The sequence below is a fragment of the Amycolatopsis echigonensis genome (assembly GCF_002846615.1).
Lineage (GTDB): Bacteria > Actinomycetota > Actinomycetes > Mycobacteriales > Pseudonocardiaceae > Amycolatopsis > Amycolatopsis echigonensis.
Genome location: NZ_PJMY01000003.1, coordinates 2,325,857 through 2,346,463, shown reverse-complemented (window position 1 = coordinate 2,346,463; position 20,607 = coordinate 2,325,857). Strand labels below are relative to the sequence as shown.

At 67.8% G+C, this 20,607-nt stretch carries 17 protein-coding genes, 3 tRNA genes and 1 pseudogene; 15 read left to right on the top strand and 6 right to left on the bottom strand.

What is annotated here, in order from left to right; all coding sequences use genetic code 11:
- Window positions 1-81: 81 nt before the first annotated feature.
- Window positions 82-285: a cold-shock protein gene (locus tag ATK30_RS15780; RefSeq protein ID WP_003097368.1), complete on the top strand. Its 204-nt coding sequence runs from the start codon at window positions 82-84 to the stop codon at window positions 283-285.
- 711 nt (window positions 286-996) lie between these two features.
- Here the strand turns inward: ATK30_RS15780 and ATK30_RS15775 are convergent.
- A complete protein-coding gene (locus ATK30_RS15775; RefSeq protein ID WP_101440860.1) occupies window positions 997-1,419 on the bottom strand; it encodes a hypothetical protein in 423 nt (140 codons plus the stop codon).
- Between the two features lie 448 nt (window positions 1,420-1,867).
- On the opposite strand from ATK30_RS15775, the gene ATK30_RS15770 reads away from it, so the two are divergent.
- The 4 genes from ATK30_RS15770 to ATK30_RS15755 all read left to right on the top strand — a co-directional run bounded on the left by ATK30_RS15770 (window position 1,868) and on the right by ATK30_RS15755 (window position 2,712).
- A complete protein-coding gene (locus ATK30_RS15770; protein ID WP_037807458.1) occupies window positions 1,868-2,119 on the top strand; it encodes a hypothetical protein in 252 nt (83 codons plus the stop codon).
- 327 nt (window positions 2,120-2,446) lie between these two features.
- Window positions 2,447-2,519 (top strand) — tRNA-Glu (locus tag ATK30_RS15765).
- A 14-nt stretch (window positions 2,520-2,533) separates the two neighbouring features.
- Window positions 2,534-2,607, top strand: a tRNA-Asp gene (locus tag ATK30_RS15760).
- A gap of 31 nt (window positions 2,608-2,638) precedes the next feature.
- Window positions 2,639-2,712, top strand: a tRNA-Phe gene (locus ATK30_RS15755).
- Window positions 2,713-3,140: 428 nt separating this feature from the next.
- Here ATK30_RS15755 and ATK30_RS15750 read toward each other — a convergent pair.
- Entirely contained in the window at window positions 3,141-3,974 is an 834-nt protein-coding gene (locus ATK30_RS15750; RefSeq protein WP_101436238.1) for a serine protease, read from the bottom strand.
- Between the two features lie 155 nt (window positions 3,975-4,129).
- Here ATK30_RS15750 and ATK30_RS15745 point away from each other — a divergent pair, with 155 nt between their 5' ends.
- Entirely contained in the window at window positions 4,130-4,930 is an 801-nt protein-coding gene (locus tag ATK30_RS15745) for an arylamine N-acetyltransferase family protein (RefSeq protein ID WP_101436237.1), read from the top strand.
- A gap of 20 nt (window positions 4,931-4,950) precedes the next feature.
- Here the strand turns inward: ATK30_RS15745 and ATK30_RS15740 are convergent, their stop codons facing one another.
- The gene (locus ATK30_RS15740; protein WP_107503636.1) at window positions 4,951-7,656 is read right to left on the bottom strand and encodes a sensor domain-containing protein; all 2,706 of its coding nucleotides are present in this window, start codon (window positions 7,654-7,656) and stop codon (window positions 4,951-4,953) included.
- Between the two features lie 116 nt (window positions 7,657-7,772).
- Window positions 7,773-8,741 carry a rhomboid-like protein gene (locus tag ATK30_RS15735; RefSeq protein WP_208637353.1) on the bottom strand — a complete coding sequence of 323 codons (969 nt, stop codon included), beginning with the start codon at window positions 8,739-8,741 and terminating at the stop codon, window positions 7,773-7,775.
- Between the two features lie 149 nt (window positions 8,742-8,890).
- Here ATK30_RS15735 and ATK30_RS15730 point away from each other — a divergent pair, with 149 nt between their 5' ends.
- Window positions 8,891-9,424 carry a hypothetical protein gene (locus ATK30_RS15730; protein ID WP_101436235.1) on the top strand — a complete coding sequence of 178 codons (534 nt, stop codon included), beginning with the start codon at window positions 8,891-8,893 and terminating at the stop codon, window positions 9,422-9,424.
- A 50-nt stretch (window positions 9,425-9,474) separates the two neighbouring features.
- On the top strand, window positions 9,475-11,409 hold the full coding sequence (locus ATK30_RS15725) for an APC family permease (protein WP_101436234.1): 1,935 nt from the start codon (window positions 9,475-9,477) through the stop codon (window positions 11,407-11,409).
- A gap of 226 nt (window positions 11,410-11,635) precedes the next feature.
- Here the strand turns inward: ATK30_RS15725 and ATK30_RS15720 are convergent, their stop codons facing one another.
- Window positions 11,636-12,976, bottom strand: coding sequence for a nucleobase:cation symporter-2 family protein (locus ATK30_RS15720; RefSeq protein WP_101436233.1), 1,341 nt, complete (start codon window positions 12,974-12,976; stop codon window positions 11,636-11,638).
- Window positions 12,977-13,050: 74 nt separating this feature from the next.
- Between ATK30_RS15720 and ATK30_RS15715 the strand changes: the two genes are divergently transcribed.
- Window positions 13,051-14,172: a 5-methyltetrahydropteroyltriglutamate--homocysteine S-methyltransferase gene (locus tag ATK30_RS15715; protein WP_101436232.1), complete on the top strand. Its 1,122-nt coding sequence runs from the start codon at window positions 13,051-13,053 to the stop codon at window positions 14,170-14,172.
- Window positions 14,169-14,477 carry an NIPSNAP family protein gene (locus ATK30_RS15710; protein WP_101436231.1) on the top strand — a complete coding sequence of 103 codons (309 nt, stop codon included), beginning with the start codon at window positions 14,169-14,171 and terminating at the stop codon, window positions 14,475-14,477. Before ATK30_RS15715 ends, ATK30_RS15710 begins: the two co-directional genes overlap by 4 nt.
- Here ATK30_RS15710 and ATK30_RS15705 read toward each other — a convergent pair whose 3' ends face one another.
- Window positions 14,478-15,149 (bottom strand): MerR family transcriptional regulator, encoded by a 672-nt coding sequence (locus tag ATK30_RS15705; RefSeq protein ID WP_101436230.1) that lies wholly within the window; start codon window positions 15,147-15,149, stop codon window positions 14,478-14,480. It lies immediately after the preceding gene.
- Between the two features lie 88 nt (window positions 15,150-15,237).
- On the opposite strand from ATK30_RS15705, the gene ATK30_RS15700 reads away from it, so the two are divergent.
- The 5 genes and pseudogenes from ATK30_RS15700 (at window position 15,238) to ATK30_RS47450 (ending at window position 20,599) form a co-directional block, all read left to right on the top strand.
- Window positions 15,238-16,317, top strand: coding sequence for an erythromycin esterase family protein (locus ATK30_RS15700; protein WP_101436229.1), 1,080 nt, complete (start codon window positions 15,238-15,240; stop codon window positions 16,315-16,317).
- A gap of 67 nt (window positions 16,318-16,384) precedes the next feature.
- Window positions 16,385-17,608, top strand: a complete 1,224-nt coding sequence (locus tag ATK30_RS15695) for an NAD(P)/FAD-dependent oxidoreductase (protein WP_101436228.1) — start codon at window positions 16,385-16,387, stop codon at window positions 17,606-17,608.
- 12 nt (window positions 17,609-17,620) lie between these two features.
- Window positions 17,621-18,793, top strand: coding sequence for a 4-hydroxybenzoate 3-monooxygenase (locus ATK30_RS15690; protein ID WP_101436227.1), 1,173 nt, complete (start codon window positions 17,621-17,623; stop codon window positions 18,791-18,793).
- An 87-nt stretch (window positions 18,794-18,880) separates the two neighbouring features.
- Window positions 18,881-20,095: pseudogene (locus ATK30_RS15685) on the top strand (ATP-binding protein); the annotation flags it as partial.
- 198 nt (window positions 20,096-20,293) lie between these two features.
- Window positions 20,294-20,599 carry an ArsR family transcriptional regulator gene (locus ATK30_RS47450; protein ID WP_376772270.1) on the top strand — a complete coding sequence of 102 codons (306 nt, stop codon included), beginning with the start codon at window positions 20,294-20,296 and terminating at the stop codon, window positions 20,597-20,599.
- Window positions 20,600-20,607: the final 8 nt, after the last annotated feature.

Below are 20,607 nucleotides of genomic sequence, written 5' to 3'. Positions count from 1 at the left end.
TCGTCTCGTTGGAACCGCCCGGGACGGCCTGGGTGCCGCTTCGGTGGCATTCGAAGCGGATCTGTTACGAGGAGTACAGCGGTGGCGCAAGGCACTGTGAAGTGGTTCAACGCGGAGAAGGGCTTCGGCTTCATCGCGCAGGACGGCGGCGAAGGCGACGTTTTCGTGCACTACTCGGAGATCGAGGGACGCGGCTTCCGCACCCTCGAGGAGAACCAGCGAGTGGAGTTCGAGGTCGGCCAGGGCCAGAAGGGTCCGCAGGCCCAGAAGGTCCGCGCGATCTGAGTCAGGCCCGCGCGTTTTCTCAGGCCTGAATGAAGGGCCCCGACGGGATTTCCCGTCGGGGCCTTTTTTCATTGCGGGTTCCGTTGTGGGGAATGTTCGGAGCGACGGTTACCGCGGTGGGTCCCGTGGTGGGTCGGCTGTCGAGGGTGCTTGCGGCCGTGGAGTCGGGCTGGCGGGTGTGCCACAGCTTGGGCGGGCCGAGCGGTTGGCTGGGGTTGCCGGGTTCGGGGCTGTCGCTGGGGCCTGGGTCCGGGGCGTGACGCGGGGGTCGGGCACGTACGGGCGACGCCGGATCGGCTGGTTGCCCGACTGTGAGTGGGTGCGCGTCATCCGACCCGATCGGGTGGTGCTGGCGGGGTCGTGTCCTGCTGCGACCAGGCGTGCGACTGCTTCGGCGTACCGGCGCGAGGCGCGCTGCACTGTGCCGTCGCACCGCCGCGTTGCCGGACTGTGCTGCATCCGAGCCGCGCTGCGTCGCGCTTACCGGGCATCTTCGCGCACGGTGACCTTGCCGCCGCGCGGCAGCCGGGCGGTGCCGCACCTGGCTTCCGGCACGGCGCTCTCGCCGCACTCTGCCCGCGTGCGCCTCCGGCGAACTGTCGGGCGGATCCCGGAGCGTCCCGCTCGCCGGGACCTCGATCGCGACCCCCGGAAAAGGGAAAACCCCCGGCCGTCGGGGGAAGCCGGGGGTTTTCGTTCAGGGGGCGGGGATCAGCGTCCGACGAGGGGCTGCTGGTCGAACGTTCCCGCCGGGATGTGGAACTCGTCGGTCATCGCGTCGGAGTGGCGGCGCTCCTGCGCGGAGGCGGCCTGGCCTTCCCACGAGAGGCGCTCCAGGATCCATTCCTGCGCCAGGGCCTGCGGGGTCAGGTTCCGGGCGACCGCGATCTCCTTGAGCTGCTGGCTGGCGATGAGGTTCATGCGCAGCTGGTAGACCTGCGCGTCGCCGAAGCGGCTGCCGGTTCCGGTGCTCTCCGGGTCGGAGTCCGGGGCGAGCGCGGCGAGGTAGCTGGTGAGCTCCTTGTCCTCGACGACTTCGTCGCCGGCGGCCTTGGCGGCATTGCGATGCCGCCCGCTCGAGACGGCTTTGAGATTCGTGCGGCTGCTGAGGCGGCCGAGGGAGGGAAGAGGCACGCGCACACGATAACGGTTGGGTCTCGGCAAAGAAACCACTGTGAGCCACGACACACGCATTTCGGTACTCGGCGAGCCTAATTCGATCACCTGTTCAGCGCAGTCGGTAAACGCATTTCGCGACTGTCCGTTGATCGGCGGTACGGAGAGTAGATCCGCAGGTCAGCGCCGTGGTCAGGAATGGAGAGACCCCCGCGCCAGGGGAGGAACGCGGGGGTCGGAGGGGATCTCCACAGGCGCTGACCGGGGGTGTGTCAGCAACACCGATTGTTGCACGAGTTCCGGGGATCGGCGAGGGGAAGCCGGAGAAATCGTTCCTCGCGATCTTGGAATGCGTTACCAGGGAAGCTTCGGAGAGTGTTCACAGGTTCACTCTCCGGGGGGCTGCCGGTGCTGCGCGCCGCTGGTTAGCCTCGCGGCCAGTTGTTGCGAACCGCGTGGAGGGGCTATGAGCGGATCGGTCGAAGTTCGTCAGTTCCTCCTTCGGTACGAAGGTGCCGACGGGGGAAGCACGTCACTGTCCGGCGGCGTGCCGGCGCAGCGCGGGTCGTCGGAAGGGCAACGGGTCTCCGACGATCAGGTCCGCCGAGCCCGCCTTGCCGTCGCGGCCGGTGCGCTCGACGTGGAGGACTGCGCGCAGTTGCTGGAGATGCTCGGGCTGAGCCCGGGCGACGACGGCCAGGCGCCCGTGCAGCGCTGAGTTCTCTGGCGGGACGCCGGGGCAGACCTGAACTCGTGGCTCGATGGCGGCGAAGCGCGGGCTGGGCAGGTTCAGATCACGGCGTGCGGAAGCGTCTCCGGCGTAGAGTGGCGTGGCGCACACCGATGGCCCGACTTGGCTTCGAAGCAGTCGATCGGCGTGAAGCAGTGCGGTCACGTCGCCGACTCGGACGTTGCCGCAGGTCGGAGGCTTGCTGATCGCTTAAGGAACCCCCGGTGCGCGGCCCCCGGAACGTGCCCTATGCTTGTAATCGCTCCCAGGGGAACACCTGAGAGCGCGGTCGGTCGGTACACCGAAACCGGTCGGGCTCCCATCGTTCAGCGGCCTAGGACTCCGCCCTTTCAAGGCGGCAACGCGGGTTCGAATCCCGTTGGGAGTACGCAGTACCAGTAAGGCCCTGTGGCGCAGTTGGTTAGCGCGTCGCCCTGTCACGGCGAAGGTCGCGGGTTCGAGTCCCGTCAGGGTCGCAAGATCGTTCGGCTCCTTGCCGGCGTTCCCGGCCAGGTAGCTCAGTTGGTACGAGCGTCCGCCTGAAAAGCGGAAGGTCGCCGGTTCGACCCCGGCCCTGGCCACAGCGAGTTGTCAAGGAAGCAGCCCCCATCCCAGCGATGGGGGCTTTTTTCGTTGCCGAGGACGGCCAGTCGGGCGCCGGTCCCGCGACCGCGCCATGGAGCCGCTGCTTCCCCGCTGACCTCCACCGCCCCTCTCGTCCGTTGACCGCGCCGGATCTGCCAGGGTCACCGCCGGGCAGCGGTTTTGTCTGCGGGAGCGGTGGGCGCGATGACTTCGTTCGGAGTTGAGGCGCGGCGGGCTACGCGGCGCGAGTTGCGTCGTGCCTGATGTGCCGCGGCGCTGGTTCACCCGGGCCAGTCGTGCTCGGCACGAACTGCACTGGTGCCCAGTTTTGTGGTGGGCGCTCGCGAAAACTGAGTCAGCGCGCCGCCGAACCTAGACGTGCCCGGCACGAACTGAATCGTGCCGGGCACGCCGGGTCCGCAAGCTAGATCAACGGGCCGCGGAACTTGGTCGTCCCCGGAACAAGCTGGACCGTCCCGAGTCCGCCGTGCGCGGTCGCGTACGCCAGCTCACGCGAAAGGTCGCCGACGCCGTTCGTGCCTGGTTGGGGTGCCAGGTTCAGCGTGCTCAGCACGCCGAGTGCGTTGCCGTCGCGGTCGAGGAAGCCGCTGCCGGAGTCGCCGGGGATGCCGGGCGTCACGGTGAATACGGTGTGGCTCCAGCCGCCGCCGGTGTCGCCCAGGCTGGTGCCCTGTTTAGGAGACAGTTGGGTGATTCCGCCGCGCAGCTCGGAGTTGCCGTAGCTGAGCACGGTGGCGAGTTGCGTCGTGCCGGTGGTGTTCACGCCGGTCGGCCCGCCCCAGAACGGCAGGCTCGGGTTGACGTTCGGCACGTCCGCGGGGTCGATCTTGATCAGCGCGAGGTCGTTGTACTGGCAGGTGTTTGCGTCCGTTTCGTGGCGGGCCTGCATGGTCAGCCACGAGTTGTAGACGAGCGTTCCCGGCTTGCTCGCCCCGGCGATCGAGACCGGGGTGCCGAGCGGGAGCGAACCGGCGGAGCAGCCGTTCGTTTCGGTCGAACCGCCGGTGCCGGAGCAGTGCGCGGCCTGCCCGAGGAACACGTCGGTTCCGTTGCTGTACACGAAGTTCGAGGTGCATTGCGCCCCGTTGGTGTGCGTCTGCACCCCCGGGTGCACCGCGGCGGTGTCTGCTGGGGCCCAGGTCGGGGACGCTGCCCAGGCGGTCGCGGGCAGCAGCGCGGCGGCAGTCGCCAGTGCAGTCACCGCACTGGCCCGCGCCAGTGGTCGAGGGGTCTTCATCGGGCTCCCTTCGAAAGGCCAGCACTCACTCGGACGTGTGCTACTGACTGGTAGGCATCGGGGGTACATCACACCAGAGAGTGGTGCCAGTCACAACCGTTGTGACGCTGGGTGACTATTGACCTGGAGCTAGCTGGAGGTTGCAGACTGAGCGCATGACTGGGGAATGGAACATCGAGGCCGTAGACGTCGACGCCTACCTCGCGCGCGTAGGACAGCGGCGGGAGGAACCGTCCGTAGCGGCGCTGGGGCGGTTGGCGCGGGCGCACGTCGAGGCGATCCCCTTCGAGAACGTCGACGTGGTGATCGGCCGGCATCGCGGGATCGAGTTGGACGTCGTCAGCGAGAAGCTGGTCGGACGGCGGCGGGGCGGTTACTGCTACGAACAGGCCGGGCTGTTCGCGGCCGTCGCCGAGCAGTTGGGTTACCAGGTGCAGCGCACGGTCGCGCGGGTGCAGCCGCGGAAGAGCGGGCCGTACACCCATATGACGCTGGTGATTACCGTTGAGGGGCAACAGTTTCTCGTGGACGTCGGGTTCGGTGCCGGGGTTCTGGTGCCGATGCCGTTGATCGACGGCGCCGAGGTGGACCAGGCCGGGTGGCTCCACCGGATGACCCTGCGCGACGGCTGGTGGGTGCTGCAGAAACAGGACGGCGACGGCTGGGAAGACCTCCACGAACTGCTGCCGCTGGTGCACAGCCGGCCGCTCGACTACCAGGTGTTCCACCACTACACGTCCACGCATCCGAAGTCCCCGTTCACCGGGCGGATCGTGGTGATGCGGCTCGAACCCGGACGGTTCCGCCGGCTGCTCGGCCGCGAATACCAGGAAAGCCACCCGGACGGCACGGTCGAGACGCGCACGATCGAACCGGTCGACCTCGGCAAGACGCTGGAGGATCTCGACGTCTTCCTGACCGAAGACGAGCTGGCGGCGCTGCTCGAGACTTACTGAACGCTGCGGCAGCGGGCCGCCTACTGGAACAACTCCGCGGCAGCCAACGGACGCCCCAGGTGGTATCCCTGCGCCTGGTCACAGCCCAGTTCCCGCAGCAACGCCAGTTCCTCCGCGGTCTCGACGCCCTCCGCCACCACCGTCAGATCCACCGCGTGCGCCATCGCGATGATGCTTGTGACGATCGCGGCCGCGTCGCGGGAGTCGGCGATTCCGGTGATGAACGAGCGGTCGATCTTGAGCGTGTCCAGCGTCAGGCGACGCAGCTGGGCGAGCGAAGAATAGCCAGTGCCGAAGTCGTCGATCGCCAGCAAAACACCGAGAGAACGCAAGGCGGACAACACTTCCGCGGCCGCCGACGTGTCGCGCATGAGCGCGCTTTCGGTGACTTCGAGCGTCAGCGAGCCGGGCGGCAGGCCGGTGGTGGCCAGTGCGTCGCGGACCGCGGGAACCAGGTGCGGGTCGTCCAGCTGCCGCACCGAGAGGTTGACCTTCAAGCTCAGGTCGAGGCCCCGGCCGGTGCGCAGGGCGGCCAGTTCGCGCGTGGTGTCGCGCAGGACGTACTTGCCCAGCACGTTGATCAGGTCGCTTTCCTCAGCCAGCGGGATGAATTCCGCGGGCGAGATCGCGCCGTGTTTCGGGTGGGTCCAGCGCAGCAACGCCTCGACGCCGACCATCTCGCCGGTGCGCAGGTCGACCACCGGCTGATAAGCGGGCCATAACTGTCCACTATGGACAGCGTCGCGGAGGTCCTGTTCCATCCGCAGCCTGCGCTGCATGCGTTCGCGCAGGGCGACGTCGAAGAACTCGAACCGGCCGCGGCCGCGGGATTTCGCTTGGTACATCGCGACATCCGCGTCACGCAGCAGATCCTCCGCGCTGCGGCGGTCGTCCGGCTCCACGAGCACGATGCCCATGCTCGCGTCCAGGTGCAGTTGCCTGCCGTGGACGGAAACCGGCTCCGCCAGCACCGAACGCAGGTGTGCGGCGAACACCCCGACCTGCGCCTGGCCGGTCGTCGCGGACGTGACGATCACGAACTCGTCGCCGCCCAGCCTGCCGACGACGTCGTCGGGGCCGGTGGCCCGGCGCAGGCGTTCTCCGGCGATGCGCAGGACCTGGTCGCCGACCGGGTGGCCGAGGGAATCGTTGATCAGCTTGAACTTGTCCAGGTCGAGGAACAGCACCGCGGCCGCCTCGGCGCCGTCGCGCCGGTCGAGCCGGTCCAGGACGAGGGTGCGGTTGGCGAGCCGGGTCAGCGGGTCGTGGGTCGCCTCGTGGGCCAGCCGGGCGCTGATCGCGCGCCGCTCGGTGATGTCGGTGAAGGACGTGACCACCGTGACGCCCTTCGGGTCGTCCGGATCGAGCAACCGCGAGGTCAGCGACACCCACACGTCGCGGCCGTCGGGGCGGCGCAGGCGCACGACCAGGCCGTTGTGCGTGATCCCGGTGCGGCGCGTGTGCATGGACGGCAGCTCGTCGTCCGGGATCCGGTTGCCGTCCTCGTCGAACAGCACGAGCGTCGTGCACGGCACGCCGAGCAGGTCCGCCTCGGGGACGCCGAGGATGCGGCAGGCGGACGGGTTCGCCGACTGGATCAGCCCGGTCGGGCCGATCACCAGCACGCCCTCGTCGAGCGCGGCGACGACCGTCGCGTAGTGCTGTTCGACGCGGCGACGTGCGGTTTCGTCAGTGCAGACCAGCAGGAAACCGTCGACGGTTTCGGTCGCCGACACCCGGACCCGACGCGGCGAGCCGTCCCGGCCGCGGTGGGTTTGCTCGGCGATGCCGTCGCGGATCGAGGCCGCGTCCGGGTCGATGCCGAGCACCTCGTGCACCCGTCTGCCGAGTGCTTCCGGGGCCGGCCAGCCGTAGACGGTCTCGGCGGCCGGGTTCCAGCCGGTGACGATGCCCTCGGCGGTGATCGTGACGATGGCGTCGCTGACGTGCGTGACCAGCGCTTCCTGCGCGCGGACGGCGGCCGCGGCGGCGTGTTTGACGGTGCTGTCGCGGATCACCACCTGGAACGACGGCGGATTCGAGTCGCTAGTGCGGACCGACACGGTTTCCGCCACGAATTTGCTCCCGTCCAACCGTTTCAGCACCGCTTCACGGGGTTCTGCGCTGTGATCCTCCAGCAGGTGGGCGGATTCCGCGGCCACGAAGTCCGCGAACTCGCGGCTGACGACCTCGTGCGCCGCCCGTGCCGCGAACAGGTCGAGCGCGGCCTGGTTGGCGTAGGTGACGACGCCGCCCGAGTACACGCAGATCGCGTCCGGGCTCTGTTCCATCAGCAGCTGGTACCGGTCGGACAGCTCCGCGAGGGCGGACTTCTCCGGCGCGGCTTCCGCGACCGCGGAGGCGACGCCGAGCAGGCCGGTCGTGTGGTCCCGTTCGCCGACGGTCCGTGCGCGCAGCCGGATGCGGCGCGGGGTGCCGTCGGGGCCGTCCTGCGGCTGTTCGAGTTCGAAATCGCGGCCGGGCGGGGTGCGGCGGAGGTTCGCGGTGAGCGGGCGGAGCAGCTCGGTGAGCCGGTCGCACAGCTCCTTGCCGGTCGCGCCGGGGAGGCCGAGCACCGCGTCGAGGCCGGGCAGCCAGGTGAGGGTCGCCGGTTCGGAGGCGCGCAGGGAGAACAGGACCCCCGCGCCGGCGTCCGCACGCAGGCCCGCGAGCTGGGCGCGCCGGGCGATCCCACCCGGTTCACCGGCCAGGGCGTCAGCCTCCATGGTGCTTCCGATCCCCCTTGTCGGCGTATGGCCCGTCGATTACACCACCGAGTGAAGCCCGTGTATATCCACACGGGGAGCTGCTTGCATCACTCGTCTGGCCCCGACAGCGGGTGCTATCGGGCGACGCGGGCCACGCTGCGCAGTCGCGGACCCCAAATGAGCAGGCCGAAGTGGGCCGCACAGGCATGTCCGACGGCGGTTACGACGGAGGCGAGACTGGCCGGATCGTCGGTCACGTAGACGCTGATGACGAAGAGTTCGAGGGCCACGATTCCGGCGATCCTGGCCCGCCCGCTCAACAGCGCGACGAGCACGCCGGCGGTGGTGAGGAAGCCGTAGCTGACGCCGATGTCGAGCCAGCGGCCCGCGGAATGCGGCAGGACGTCGCTGTGGATCAGGGCCATGACCGGCAGTTCGGTGGCGATCGTGGCGAGCACGTGCCCGCTGAAGAAGACAAGAGCCGTCCGGAGGCCGCCGAACCGCCGTTCGAACGGGGCGACGGCGATCGCGAAGATCACCGCGTACGGCAGCCAGCCGCCGTCGGCGATCCAGAACGCGCTGGTCAGGAGGGCGGTGAGGGGGTGGCGCGCCATGTTGTGCGCGTCGGTGCTGGAGACGGCGAGGAGTTTGCCGGTCAGCTTGGAGCTGCCGAACCGGATGAGCAGCGAGGTGCCGAGGAGCAGGACGAGGTAGCCGAAGGTGAACGGCGTCGACCGCGGGCTGGGGATGAGGCTCAGCCAGGCTCGCTTCGGCCGCCAGCCAGCGGGGACGGCGGCCAGGAAGGAGGGCCGGGGAGCCGGCTGGACCAGAGCGTTCTCCGCCAGCACGGCCGTCGCTGTCGGTGATCCGAGGACGTCCTCCAAAAGAGTTTCGCCGGATTGGGGCGGGGCCACGGTCGGGGCCGGTTCGAGGACGTCGGTGGTCCCCGGCGGCGGGATGGGGCCCGGCTGGACGTGAGCCTGCCTGCGCAGCCACGTCAAAGACCGCCGCTTCCGGGGAGTTCCCGTGGTGGCAGCACTGCGCGCCGGGCGGGGTGCCGGGGTCGGTTCGCGCAGCGTCATGCGTCCAGAGTGGCTGGGCATGCTGGGATTTTGGCCAAGAGCAGCTGTGAATGCGCTGTGATTCACACCCGCTAGAGTGAGCACCCAGGGTAGAACTGTTTCGCCCTTCGTCACCCGTTCGGTGGGCTCATCCGGTAGGAATAGGCCACTCCTGGTGAAAGGTCTCGCTGGTGAACGACGAGGTTTCGGTCGCCGAGCTGTTGGTGCGCGAAGGACACGAACGACGGATCCCGCCGCCGTCCCGGTCCCGGTGGCGCATGGTCGCGGTGATGCTCGCGGTGATCGTCGGCTGCGGGGCGGCGGCCATGCTCGTCTCGTACGGGACCACGGCGAACGACGGGGCCGCCCGGATCACCGAGATGCGCGTGATCGAGATGCCGGACCGCACCGGCGGCGCTGGCGGCGTCGACGAGACCAACCCGCCCACGCCCACCGGCGAGGAGATCCAAGAGGGCACCGTGGGCGTCGGGGACGCCCCTTCGACCCAGGCGAACGTCAACCCGTTCGGCGAGACCAGCAGCCCGGCTCATCCGGCTGATTCCGCTCCGGCGCATCCGTCGTCGAGCGAGCGGCCGGAAACCACCGGTCCGACCCGGCCGACGGAGGAGCCGTCGTCGAGCGCGTCGACTCCGTCGAGTTCGAGCCAGCCGTCGACGTCGAGCAGCCACGCGCCGCCGTGCGTCCTGAGCATTATTTGCCTCTAGAACCCTGAGCGGCGGCTGAGCGCGGTCCACGCGCCTCGGCGGAACCCGGCATGATCGGCCGCGTGCCGAATACGAAGTTGCGCGCCTGGCTCCTCGAAGGCGAGCACAAGCGCGCCCAGCAGCTGACCGGTGGCAAGCGCGAGACCAAAAAGGACGAGCAGCCGTGGTGGAAGGTCATGTGCCTCACCGGCGTCGACTACTTCTCCACACTGGGATATCAGCCGGGCATCGCCGCGCTCGCGGCCGGTGTGCTGTCGCCGTTGGCCACCGTGGTGCTCGTGGTGCTCACGCTCGCTGGCGCACTGCCCATTTACCGCCGGGTCGCGCGGGAAAGCCCGCATGGCCAGGGGTCGATCGCGATGCTGGAGAAGCTGCTGTCCCGGTGGGGCGGCAAGCTGCTGGTGCTTGCGTTGCTGGGCTTCGCCGCGACGGACTTCGTCATCACCATGACGTTGTCGGCGGCCGACGCGACCGCGCACGTGATCGAGAATCCGTTCGTTCCGGCTGCGCTGCATGGCGGGCAGGTCTGGATCACGTTGGTGCTCATCGCGTTGCTGGGTGCGGTGTTCCTCAAAGGATTCGCCGAGGCCATCGGTGTCGCGGTGGTGCTGGTCGGGGTTTACCTCGCGCTGAACGTCGTGGTCGTCGTTACCGCGTTGGCGCATGTTTTTGGTGCGCCACAGCTGATTGTCGACTGGCAGAACCTGTTGATCAGCGAGCATCCCAATCCGTGGCTGATGGTCGGGGTGGCGCTGGTGGTGTTCCCGAAGCTCGCGCTGGGGCTGTCCGGGTTTGAGACCGGGGTTTCGGTGATGCCGCTGGTCCGGGGAGCCAGCGGGGACACGGAGGCGGACCCGGTCGGGCGGATCCGGAACACGCGGCGGTTGCTGCTGACCGCGGCGTTGATCATGAGCGCGTTCTTGATCACGTCGAGTTTCGCTACCGCGGTGTTGATTCCGCAGCGGGAATTTCAGGCTGGGGGCAAGGCCAACGGGCGTGCGCTGGCTTATCTGGCGCATAGCTATCTCGGTGACGGCTTCGGCACGGTGTATGACGTCAGCACTATCGCGATCCTGTGGTTCGCCGGGGCGTCGGCGATGGCCGGGCTGTTGAATATCGTGCCCCGGTATTTGCCGCGGTACGGGATGGCTCCGGACTGGGCTCGTGCTACGCGGCCGTTGGTGATCGTGGTTTCGGCGATCGCGTTCGTGATCACGTGGATTTTCGATGCTGACGTGGAAGCGCAGGGCGGAGCGTACGCGACTGGGGTGCTGGTGTTGATCTCGTCGGCGTCGGTCGCGGTGACGTTGTCTGCTCGGCGGCACAAGCAGCGCGTGTTCTGGGCTTATCTGGTGATCACGCTGGTGTTCTTGTACACGACGATCGCGAATATCGTGGAGAAGCCGGAGGGGGTGAAGATCGCGGCGTTCTTCATCGGGGCGATCGTGGCTACGTCGTTGGTCTCCCGGGCTACGCGGTCGTTGGAGTTGCGGGTCGAGAAGGTCGAGTTCGACGCGGCTGCGCAGCGGATCGTGGACAAGGCGGTGCGGTCGGGGGCGGTCCGGATCATCGCCAACGAGCCGGATGCCCGGGACGAGGCGGAGTACCGGGAGAAGGAGCGGGAGGCCCGGGAGGACAACCATATTCCTCGGGACAGTGCGTTGTTCTTTCTCGAGGTGACGATCTCGGATGCTTCGGATTTCGAGACAACGTTGCGGGTGCACGGGGAGAAGCGGGCCGGGTACCGGATTTTGCGGATGAAGAGTCCGTCTATCGCCAATGCCATTGCGGCGGTGTTGCTGCATTTGCGGGATGAGACGGGGATGCAGCCGCATATTTACTTTGCTTGGACGGAGGGGAATCCGTTCAAGTTCTTGGTTCGGTATTTGTTTTTTGGGGATGGGGATGTGCCTCCGGTTACCCGGGAGGTGTTGCGGAGGGCGGAGCCGGATCCTCATCGGAGGCCGTTGGTGCATGTGGGTTGAGGCTGTTCGGGTCTCGGCTCGTCGCCTGGCGGCGACATTGCAGGTGGGTGTGTGCGTGGGGCACCCCGAAGCCAAGTGTGCTGACGGTTCGGGGGTGCTTGTCAAGGCGGGAAAGATGCCTTGACAAGCACCCCCGAACCGCAGAGGAGGCTTCGTATCGGGGTGCGGGGGAGGTGTGGGTGCCTCGATTGTTGGGTGCGTTGGTGGCGGTTGTGTGTGTGGTTGGTTAGGGCAGTAGGTCTTCTTCGCGGCGTCGGCCTAGGTGGTTGAAGAGCAGGTTCAGTACGAAGGCCAGTACTGCGGCGACGGTGATGGGGCTGCCGCAGATCGTTCGTAGCCAGGCGGGGAAGTGTTGGAAGAACACGGAGTTGCCGAAGCGGTCTAGGCCGAAGGCGGGAAGCAGGCCGACTCCGAGGGCTACTGAAACGATGAAAGCGTTGTGGTTGCCGGAAAAGTCGACCTTCTTGAGGGTTTGCACACCGACTACGCCGACCATCGCGAACATCACTACCGCGACGCCGCCGACGACTGGTTCCGGGATTGCGGCGATGAACGCGCCGATCTTGGGCACGAGGCCCATCACGACCAGCATGGCGCCGGTCGTCGCGACTACCCAGCGGCTGCGTACGCCGGTCATTTGCACCAGTCCGACGTTCTGCGCGAACGCCGTGTCCGGGAAGGAGTTCATGAAGCCGCCGAAGATTGCTGACAGGCCGTCGGTCGCCAGGCCGCGAGACAGGTCAGCCGGGGTGACTGGGCGGCCGGTGATTTCGCCTACCGCGATCAGGTCGGCGGTGGTCTCGGTGAACGACACCAGCATCACCACGCACATCGACACCACTGCGGCGACCGGGAACGTCGGTGCTCCGAAGTGGAACGGCGAGGCCAGTCCGAACCAGCTCGCGTCGCCGACGGCGGAGAAGTGCGTGCGGCCGAGCGGGATCGCGATCAGGACTCCGGCGATGAGCGCGACCAGCGGCCCGATCTGGCCGAGGAACCCGCGCAGCACCCGGGTGAACAGCACTACCAGCGCGATCACGCCGAACGCCAGCCCGAGGTTCGCGGGAGCGCCGTACGACGGGTCGCCGGTGTCGTGGCCGCCGATCATCGCCGTGCCGGGGCCGAGCAGCGAGATGCCGATGACCAGCAGCAGCGTCCCGGACACCAGCGGCGGGAAAAACCGGATCAGCGCGGCGAACGGCCGGGCGATCAGCAGTCCGAAGACGCCGGAGGCGATCATCGCGCCGTACACCGCGGTGAGGCCGTACTGCGCGGCGATCAGGATCATCGGGTTGACCACGGTGAACGTCGCGCCCGCGACGACCGGCAGCCGGACCCCGAACACCTTCCCGATGCCGACCGACTGGACCAAAGTGGCCAGTCCGGCGACGAACAGATCCGCGTTCACCAGCAGCGCGATCGACGCGTTGTCCAGGTGCAACGCGCTGCCGATGACCAGCGGCACGGCGATGCAGCCGGTGTACATGATCGCCATGTGCTGCAGTCCGAGCAGGAGCAGCCGTCCGGCGGGGAGGCCCCGGTCGACCGGGTGGGCGGCGTTGGTCATGAGCGGCTCCTTCTGTGTGGTCCCGCCGGATTATGGCTGCACATACCGCCGGTTTGTGTGTGACGATGCCAGACATGACTGCACGACCTCCGTTCCGTGCCGATCATGTCGGGAGCCTGCTGCGGCCGGCGGTGCTGCGCGAAGCACGGCGCGACCACGCGGCGGGGAAGATCACCGCCGAACAGCTGCGAGCCGTCGAGGACGACGCGATCCGCGACGTCGTGAAGATGCAGAAGGCGGCCGGCCTGGAATCGGCGACCGACGGCGAGTTCCGCCGGTCCTCCTGGCACATGGACTTCATCTACCAGCTCGGCGGCGTCTCGCGCAGCGACGAGCGGCTGCACGTGAAATTCCACAACCTGGCCGGTGACCTGGAGTTCAGCCCGCCGGGCCTGCAGGTCGACGGCAAGGTGCGCCTCGACGAGCCGATCTTCGCCGACCATTTCGAGTTCCTCAAGGCGCACACCGACCCGGGCATCACGCCGAAGCTGACCATCCCGTCGCCGAGCATGGTCTATTACCGCGGCGGCCGGGCGGCGGTGAGCGAGACCGTGTACCCCGAGCTGGACGAGTTCTTCACCGACCTCAGCGCGGCGTACGCGGAGCAGTTGCGTGCGATGAGTGCGCTGGGCTGCACGTATCTGCAGCTGGACGACACCAGCCTGGCGTACCTCAACGACCCGAAACAGCGCGAACTCGTCGCGCGCATGGGCGGCGACCCGGACACCATGCACCTGCGCAACATCTCGACGATCAACGCCGCGCTGGCCGGGAAACCAGACGACCTGACCGTGACGACGCACCTGTGCCGCGGCAATTTCCGCTCGTCGTGGGTGGCGTCCGGGAGCTACGAGTTCGTCGCCGAAGCGCTGTTCGGCGACCTGGCCGTGGACGGCTTCTTCCTGGAGTACGACGACGAACGCTCCGGCGGCTTCGAGCCGTTGCGGTTCGTGCCGAAGGGAAAGCGGGTCGTGCTCGGGCTCGTGACCAGCAAACGGCCGGAGCTGGAAGACCCGGACGCGCTGGTGCGGCGGATCGAGGAAGCGTCGCGCTACGTGGACATCGACCAGCTGTGCTTGTCGCCGCAGTGCGGATTTTCCTCCACCGAGGAGGGAAACGACCTGACCGCCAGTGACCAGCTGCGGAAGCTGGAGCTGATCGTTTCGACGGCGGAGCGGGTCTGGGGCCGTTCGTGATCACCTGCGTCGTCGACTACGTGATCGACCCGGAGAAGATCGCGGACTTCGAACGGTTCGCCGCCGAGTGGATGCGGCTGGTGCGGCGCGAGGGCGGGGTGCACCACGGGTATTTCCTGCCCGCGGAAGGGGCCAGCGACGAGGCTCGGGCGTTGTTCAGCTTCGAAAGCCTGGCCGCGTACGAGCGGTACCGGACGCTGTTCGGAGTGGACCCGGAGTTCGTCGCGGCGGACCGGATCCGGGACGAGAGCGGATGTGTGATCCGGTACCGGCGGACGTTCATGCGGCCGTTGCTGCCGGAGTGATCATGCGAGGTAGCGCGACAGCTGGGCAGCCCCGTCCAGCATCGCACGTGCCCGGGCGTTGAGCCGGAAACGCCAGGTACGCAAGGCTTCCTCCAGTGGCGCGATCCCGCCCGCACTCCGGACCTGGTCCAGCACCGCCGCGATGCGGGCAAGTGGGTAGCCGCCGCGGCGCAGCTGATGGGCGAGGCGGGCGTCGCGTACCGCGGCCGGTGGGTAGCGGCGGTTCCCGGCACGATCCCGCTCCGGTTGGAGGATCCCGGCGGCCTCCCATTTGCGCAGCGTGGCGGGGTGCACGTCCAGCTGGTGCGCGAGAGCGCCAATCGACGGCACGGTCTGGCGTACGGCCGGTTCCTGGGTCAGGTGGCGCAGCGCATGCTCGACCTCGGTCAGGGTGCCGCGGTCGCGCACCAGCTCGGCGTGGCCCTCGTCGATCAGCTGGAACGCGGCGTCTTCCGAATGCTCGTTGACCGCGCGGAGGATCGCTGCCGCGCGGGCGTGGCCGAAGCCGGGGCGCAGGGCGAGGAAGGCGCGCAACGCCTGCGCGTGGTGTTCGGTGTACGTCCGATAGCCCTGCGGTCCGCGCTCGGCGGGCGGGAGGATGCCGTCCTCCTCGTAGTTGCGAACGGCCTGGGTCGACAAGCCGTGCTCGCGAGCGAGGTCCTTCGGCCGCATGTCACCTCCGGTTTGAGGGTTTTAAGCCATTTAACCAGGTGATTCGCGAGGAAGTGCCAACGGAGAGTTCAACGATACGGTCAAAGCAATGAAGACCTTTGACGACTTCCTCGCCCGCCGTTCGCCGACCCTGCTCGGTCTGGGGGAACCCACGCACTGGACCGAGGCTTTCCCGTTGTTCCGCAACGAAGTCTTCCGGCACCTCGTCCTCGAGCACGGCTACCGCTCGATCGCGCTGGAGAGCGACTGCCTGGCCGGACGCCTGGTCGACCGGTACGTGACCACCGGCGAAGGCGACCTCGACAAGGTGCTCGCCACCGGGTTCAGCCACGGCTTCGGAGCGTTCCCCTCGAACCGTGCGCTGGTCGAGTGGCTGCGTGACCACAACGCTGGCCGCAAGTCTGAAGACCAGGTCCACTTCCATGGCTTCGACGCCCCGCTGGAGATGGCCAGCGCGCCCAGCCCGCGCGCAGTGCTCACCGAACTGCACGGCTTCCTGGCCAAGCATCTTGACGACGTGCCGCATGATGTCACGACCATCGAGCGGCTGGCCGGCGACGACGCGGCCTGGGCGGACGCGGCGGCGATGTGGGACGGGGCGAAGTCCAAAGGGGACAGTCCGGAGGCGCGGGAGCTGCGGTTGGTCGCCGACGATCTCGCCAGCCAATTCGAACGGGCTCGTCCGGCATTGCCCGAAGGCGGCGACCTGCTCGCCCGGACCGCGCTCGGGCTCTGCCGCTACCACTCGCTGATGGCCGACACGTCATCGGAACGGTTGGGTCGGCTCGGGGCGCAACGCGACGCGATGATGGCGGACAACCTGCTCGCGCTGCCGGGCACCTTCGTCTCCGCGCACAACCAGCATCTGCAGCGGCGCGCGGCGTCGATGATGGGTGCGCAGTGGTGGAGCGCGGGCGCGCAGGTCGCGCACCGCCTTGGTGACCGGTATGTGTTCATTGCCACCGATTTCGGCTCGTCCGATGGGGTAGTGGACCCCGCGCCCGGGACGCTGCAGGCGTACCTCGCCGTGACGGTTCAGGACCGTGAACTGGTCGAAACCGCCGGAATCGACCCCGGACTGCCCGCACGGACCGGCGACGGTCGCGGGTATCTGCCGTTCGACGCGGTCGAAGCGGCGGACGCGATCGCGTTCCTGCATCGGGTGTGACGGCTGCTCCTCGACGATCTTGGCCGAGGTGTGCTCAGATGGAGCCCGAGATGTCGGGAGGAGCGAGATGAGCACCGAGACCGTTCTCGTCGTCGGCAGCGGGCAAAGCGGCTTCCAGGCCGCCGCGTCCTTGCGGGACAAAGGATTCGCCGGGCGTGTGGTTTTGATCGGCGACGAGCCGGGGGTGCCTTATCAGCGGCCGCCGCTGTCGAAGGCGTATCTGGCGGGCAGCGCGGGCGTCGAGCAGCTGGTGCTGCGGCCGGAGGACTACTTCGCCGAGAAGGACATCGAGCTGGTCCGCGGCCGGGTCGCCGCGATCGAGCGTGATGCGGCGAAAGTCCGGCTCGAGGACGGTACCGAGCTGGGTTACGACCATTTGGTGCTGGCCACCGGCGCGCGCAACCGTGCGCTGCCGGTGCCCGGCGCCGACCTCGAAGGCGTCCTGACGCTGCGCACCCGCGCGGACGCCGACCGGCTGCGGGCTTCGCTCGACGCGGCGAGTGACGTCGTGGTGATCGGCGGCGGGTTCATCGGGCTGGAGTTCGCCTCGCACGCCGGCCGCCCAGTCACCGTGGTGGAGGCGCAGGACCGGCTGCTCGCGCGGGTCGCGTCGCCGGAGATCTCGGAGTTTTTCGCCGAACATCACCGGGCGGCTGGACACACGCTGTTGCTGGGCGTCGGGGTTACCGCGCTGCACGGGTCCGGGCACGTGGAGTCTGTCGAACTCTCCGACGGACGGCGGCTGCCGGCGGACCTCGTGGTCGTCGCCGTCGGCGTGCTGCCGGAGACGGCGCTGGCCGAGGCGGCCGGGCTTGAGGTACGCAACGGGGTCGTCGTGGACGAACACCTGCGCACCGCGGACCCGAAGATCTTCGCGATCGGCGACTGCGCGTGCTTCCCGTGCGTGCAGGCCGGGGCCGCTACCAGGCTGGAGTCCGTGCAGAACGCCGTCGACCAGGCTCGTTCGGTGGCCGCCGCGATCACCGGGGAACCGGCGCGGTACGACAGCCTGCCGTGGTTCTGGACCGATCAGACCGGCGCGAAACTGCAGATCGCGGGCATTCTCGACGCCGCGGACCGGACCGTGGTGACCGGCGACCGGGACGCCGGGAAGTTCTCGGTGCTGTCCTTCCGCAACGACGTGCTGATCGCCGTCGAATCGGTCAACCGCGCGCCGGACCACATCGCCGCGCGCCGGTTGTTCGCCGCTGACCCGCGCCCGGCATACGCGGATCTGGAAGCCAGTTCGTTCGACCTGAAAGCACACCTGAAGTCGCGCACCGCGGCTTGATCGGAGGCTCCCTTGCGCACGCAGGTCGCCGTGATCGGTGCCGGCCCGGCCGGCTTGCTGCTGTCGTATTTGCTGCACCAGGCGGGGGTCGAGGCGGTGGTGCTCGAAGCCCGCGACCGCGAGTACGTGCGGCAACGCGTGCGCGCCGGGGTCTGCGAACAACCGACGGTCGACCTGCTCACCGAGATCGGCCTCGGCGGTCGATTGGCCGCGGAAGGCTTGCCGCACGAAGGTTTCTCGCTTCGGTTCGACGGTACCGACCACCGCATCGCGCTCACCGAGCTGACCGGCAAGGCAATCACGGTGTACGGGCAGCAGGAGATCGTGAAGGACCTCGTGGACGCGCACGAGGCCGCGGATCTTCCGCTGCACTTCGAGGTTTCGGACGTTTCACTGTCCGCATTGGACAGTTCGCGTCCGGTTGTGCGTTATCGGGATTCTTCTGGGGTGGTGCAAACCCTGGAATGCGACGCGGTGGCAGGGTGCGACGGTTTCCACGGCGTCTCGCGTCCGTCCATTCCGGACGGTGTACTGACGATCTTCGAACGGGAGTACCCCTTCGCCTGGCTGGGCGTGCTCGCGCGGACACAGCCGTCGCACGAGGAGCTGATCTACACCCATCATCCGCGGGGTTTTGCCCTGCACAGCATGCGTTCCCCGGACGTCACGCGGCTGTACCTGCAGGTCGATCCGGCGGAGAACCTGGCGGCCTGGTCGGACGACCGGATCTGGACGGAGCTGTCGACACGCTTGGCGGTCGACGGGGAGTTCACCCTGCGGGAGGGGCCGATCCTGGACAAGGGCATCACGCCGATGCGGAGCTTCGTGACAGAACCAATGCGTCACGGCCGCCTTTTCCTGGCTGGCGACGCGGCGCACATCGTGCCGCCGACGGGAGCCAAGGGAATGAACCTGGCCGTCGCGGACGTCGTGGTGCTTTCGCGAGCCTTGGTCGCTTTGCTGCAAGGAGATTCGGCGCTGGCGGAGTCCTATTCGGACACTTGCCTGCGCCGGGTGTGGCGAGCGGAGCACTTCTCGTGGTTCATGACGACGATGCTGCACGTGGACCCGGGTGCGGATGCTTTTGCCCAGCGGCTGCAGCTGTCGCAACTGCGGTACACGGCTTCGTCGAGGGCAGCGGCGACGAGCTTGGCGGAGAACTACGTGGGGTTGCCGTTCGTCTGAGTGTGCGGGCGACTGCATGCTCACTTACATGCTCACTTAAGTTAAAGTGAGCATGTAAGTGAGCATGCAGAGGTCTGTGAGGGCAGGATGCTGGACGACGAACTGGCGGAGATCGTCGGGAATCTTCGTCGACTTGGCGGCGACGACGCCGACGTCGAAGCCAAGCGCGCTGAGGATCGCCTGCCTAAATCGGTGCGGGACACTGTCTCCGCCTTCGCGAATACGCGTGGTGGAGTGCTGGTTCTCGGGCTGGACGAGACCGCGGGGTTCAGCGCGAACGGGGTGCGCGACCCGGCGAAAATGACTGCCGGTCTTGCCGCGGTCTGCGCGGATGAGATGGAGCCGCCGCTGCGGCCATTGATCAGGACGCATCGTTTCGAAGGGGCCGACCTCGTCGTCGCTGAGATCCCCGCCCTCGACAGTCGCAGCAGACCCTGTTTTGCCAAGCGGCTCGGAATGGCGCAAGGCAGCTACGTCCGGGTCGGCGATGGGGATCGGCGGCTCAGCGGTTACGAGGTTCACCTCATGGTGGCCAACCGGGGGCAGCCGCGAGACGACGAGGAAGCCGTTCCTGAAGCGAGCCTTGCCGACCTGGATCCCGAGCTCGTTGCTACGTTCGTCGGGCGACTTCGGCAGCAGCGGCCATACGCGTTCGCGGATCTTTCGCGCGAGGATGTTCTGCGCAGGGTCAAAGTTCTTGTCGAGGATCGGGTAACGGTCGCCGGATTGCTGGCGCTCGGGCGATATCCGCAGCACTTCTTCCCGCAGCTGATGATTTCCTTCGTGCACTACCCGACTCCAGAGGGAGCAGACCTCCGTACCGGAGACAGATTCCTCGACAACCGGGTTCTGGAAGGGTCGATACCCGCGATGGTCCGCGACGCGCTGACTGTGCTCCGGGCGAACATGTCGCGCCGGGCGACAGTGCGCGGCGCTGGACGTATCGACAGCTGGGAGTACCCGGAACCAGCGTTACGCGAGGCTGTGGTCAACGCGTTGGCTCATCGCGATTACTCGCCAGAGTCTCGTGGCACTCAGGTGCAGATCGAGATGTACCCGGATCGGCTCGTCATCCGCAATCCCGGCGGGCTCTATGGGCCGGTCACCGAAGACATCCTGGGGGAGGAAGGCGTTTCCTCGGCGCGGAACGCTACGTTGCTCAAACTGCTCGAGGATGTGCCATTGCCAGGAACGGCGCGCACTGTGTGCGAAAACCGGGGTTCGGGCATCCGCACGATGCTGAGGGCGTTGCGCGATGCCTCGTTGAGCCCGCCACGGTTCGTCGACAAGATTTCCTTGTTCCGGGTCGAATTTCCCAACCACGCATTGATCAGTGACGAGGTGGTCGCCTGGATCCGGGGGCTCGGCGAGTACGGCCTCACCGACAGTCAGTGTCTAGGGTTGGCCATGAGCAAAGCCGGAGACGTCCTGGACAACCATTCCTACCGCAGTGCGACCGGGGTGGACTCGCGGCGTGCGACTGCCGAACTCGGCGACCTGGTGGCCCGGGGCTTGTTGCGACAGACCGGAAGCCGTCGGTGGGCGCGATACGAACTCGTCGCTTCCGTCAGCGCGGGTCTCCGGTCGACAGGCAGGCGGGACCGACGACGCGAGGTGTTGGACGCCCTCGGCGCTTCGGAGTTGACCCGGGCTGAAATGGCGGCGCTGCTGGACATGCCGGACAAGACCGTGTCCCGGTGGTTGCGGATCCTCCGAGACGAGGGGCTGGTCGAGCTGATCGGCGAGTCGCCGCGCAGTCCGAACGCTCGTTACCGGCGTACCGGCAAGGTCATGCTCGGCGAATAACAGGAGTA

Excerpts from the sequence above, each read along its gene's own strand:
- ATK30_RS15770 (WP_037807458.1), top strand. The coding sequence starts at position 1,868 with ATGAGCGGATCGGTCGAAGTTCGTCAGTTCCTCCTTCGGTACGAAGGT.
- ATK30_RS15740 (WP_107503636.1), bottom strand. The coding sequence starts at position 7,656 with ATGGAGGCTGACGCCCTGGCCGGTGAACCGGGTGGGATCGCCCGGCGC.
- ATK30_RS15735 (WP_208637353.1), bottom strand. The coding sequence starts at position 8,741 with ATGCCCAGCCACTCTGGACGCATGACGCTGCGCGAACCGACCCCGGCA.
- ATK30_RS15750 (WP_101436238.1), bottom strand. The coding sequence starts at position 3,974 with ATGAAGACCCCTCGACCACTGGCGCGGGCCAGTGCGGTGACTGCACTG.
- ATK30_RS15745 (WP_101436237.1), top strand. The coding sequence starts at position 4,130 with ATGACTGGGGAATGGAACATCGAGGCCGTAGACGTCGACGCCTACCTC.
- ATK30_RS15705 (WP_101436230.1), bottom strand. The coding sequence starts at position 15,149 with ATGCGGCCGAAGGACCTCGCTCGCGAGCACGGCTTGTCGACCCAGGCC.
- ATK30_RS15725 (WP_101436234.1), top strand. The coding sequence starts at position 9,475 with ATGATCGGCCGCGTGCCGAATACGAAGTTGCGCGCCTGGCTCCTCGAA.
- ATK30_RS15700 (WP_101436229.1), top strand. The coding sequence starts at position 15,238 with ATGAAGACCTTTGACGACTTCCTCGCCCGCCGTTCGCCGACCCTGCTC.
- ATK30_RS15720 (WP_101436233.1), bottom strand. The coding sequence starts at position 12,976 with ATGACCAACGCCGCCCACCCGGTCGACCGGGGCCTCCCCGCCGGACGG.
- ATK30_RS15695 (WP_101436228.1), top strand. The coding sequence starts at position 16,385 with ATGAGCACCGAGACCGTTCTCGTCGTCGGCAGCGGGCAAAGCGGCTTC.
- ATK30_RS15715 (WP_101436232.1), top strand. The coding sequence starts at position 13,051 with ATGACTGCACGACCTCCGTTCCGTGCCGATCATGTCGGGAGCCTGCTG.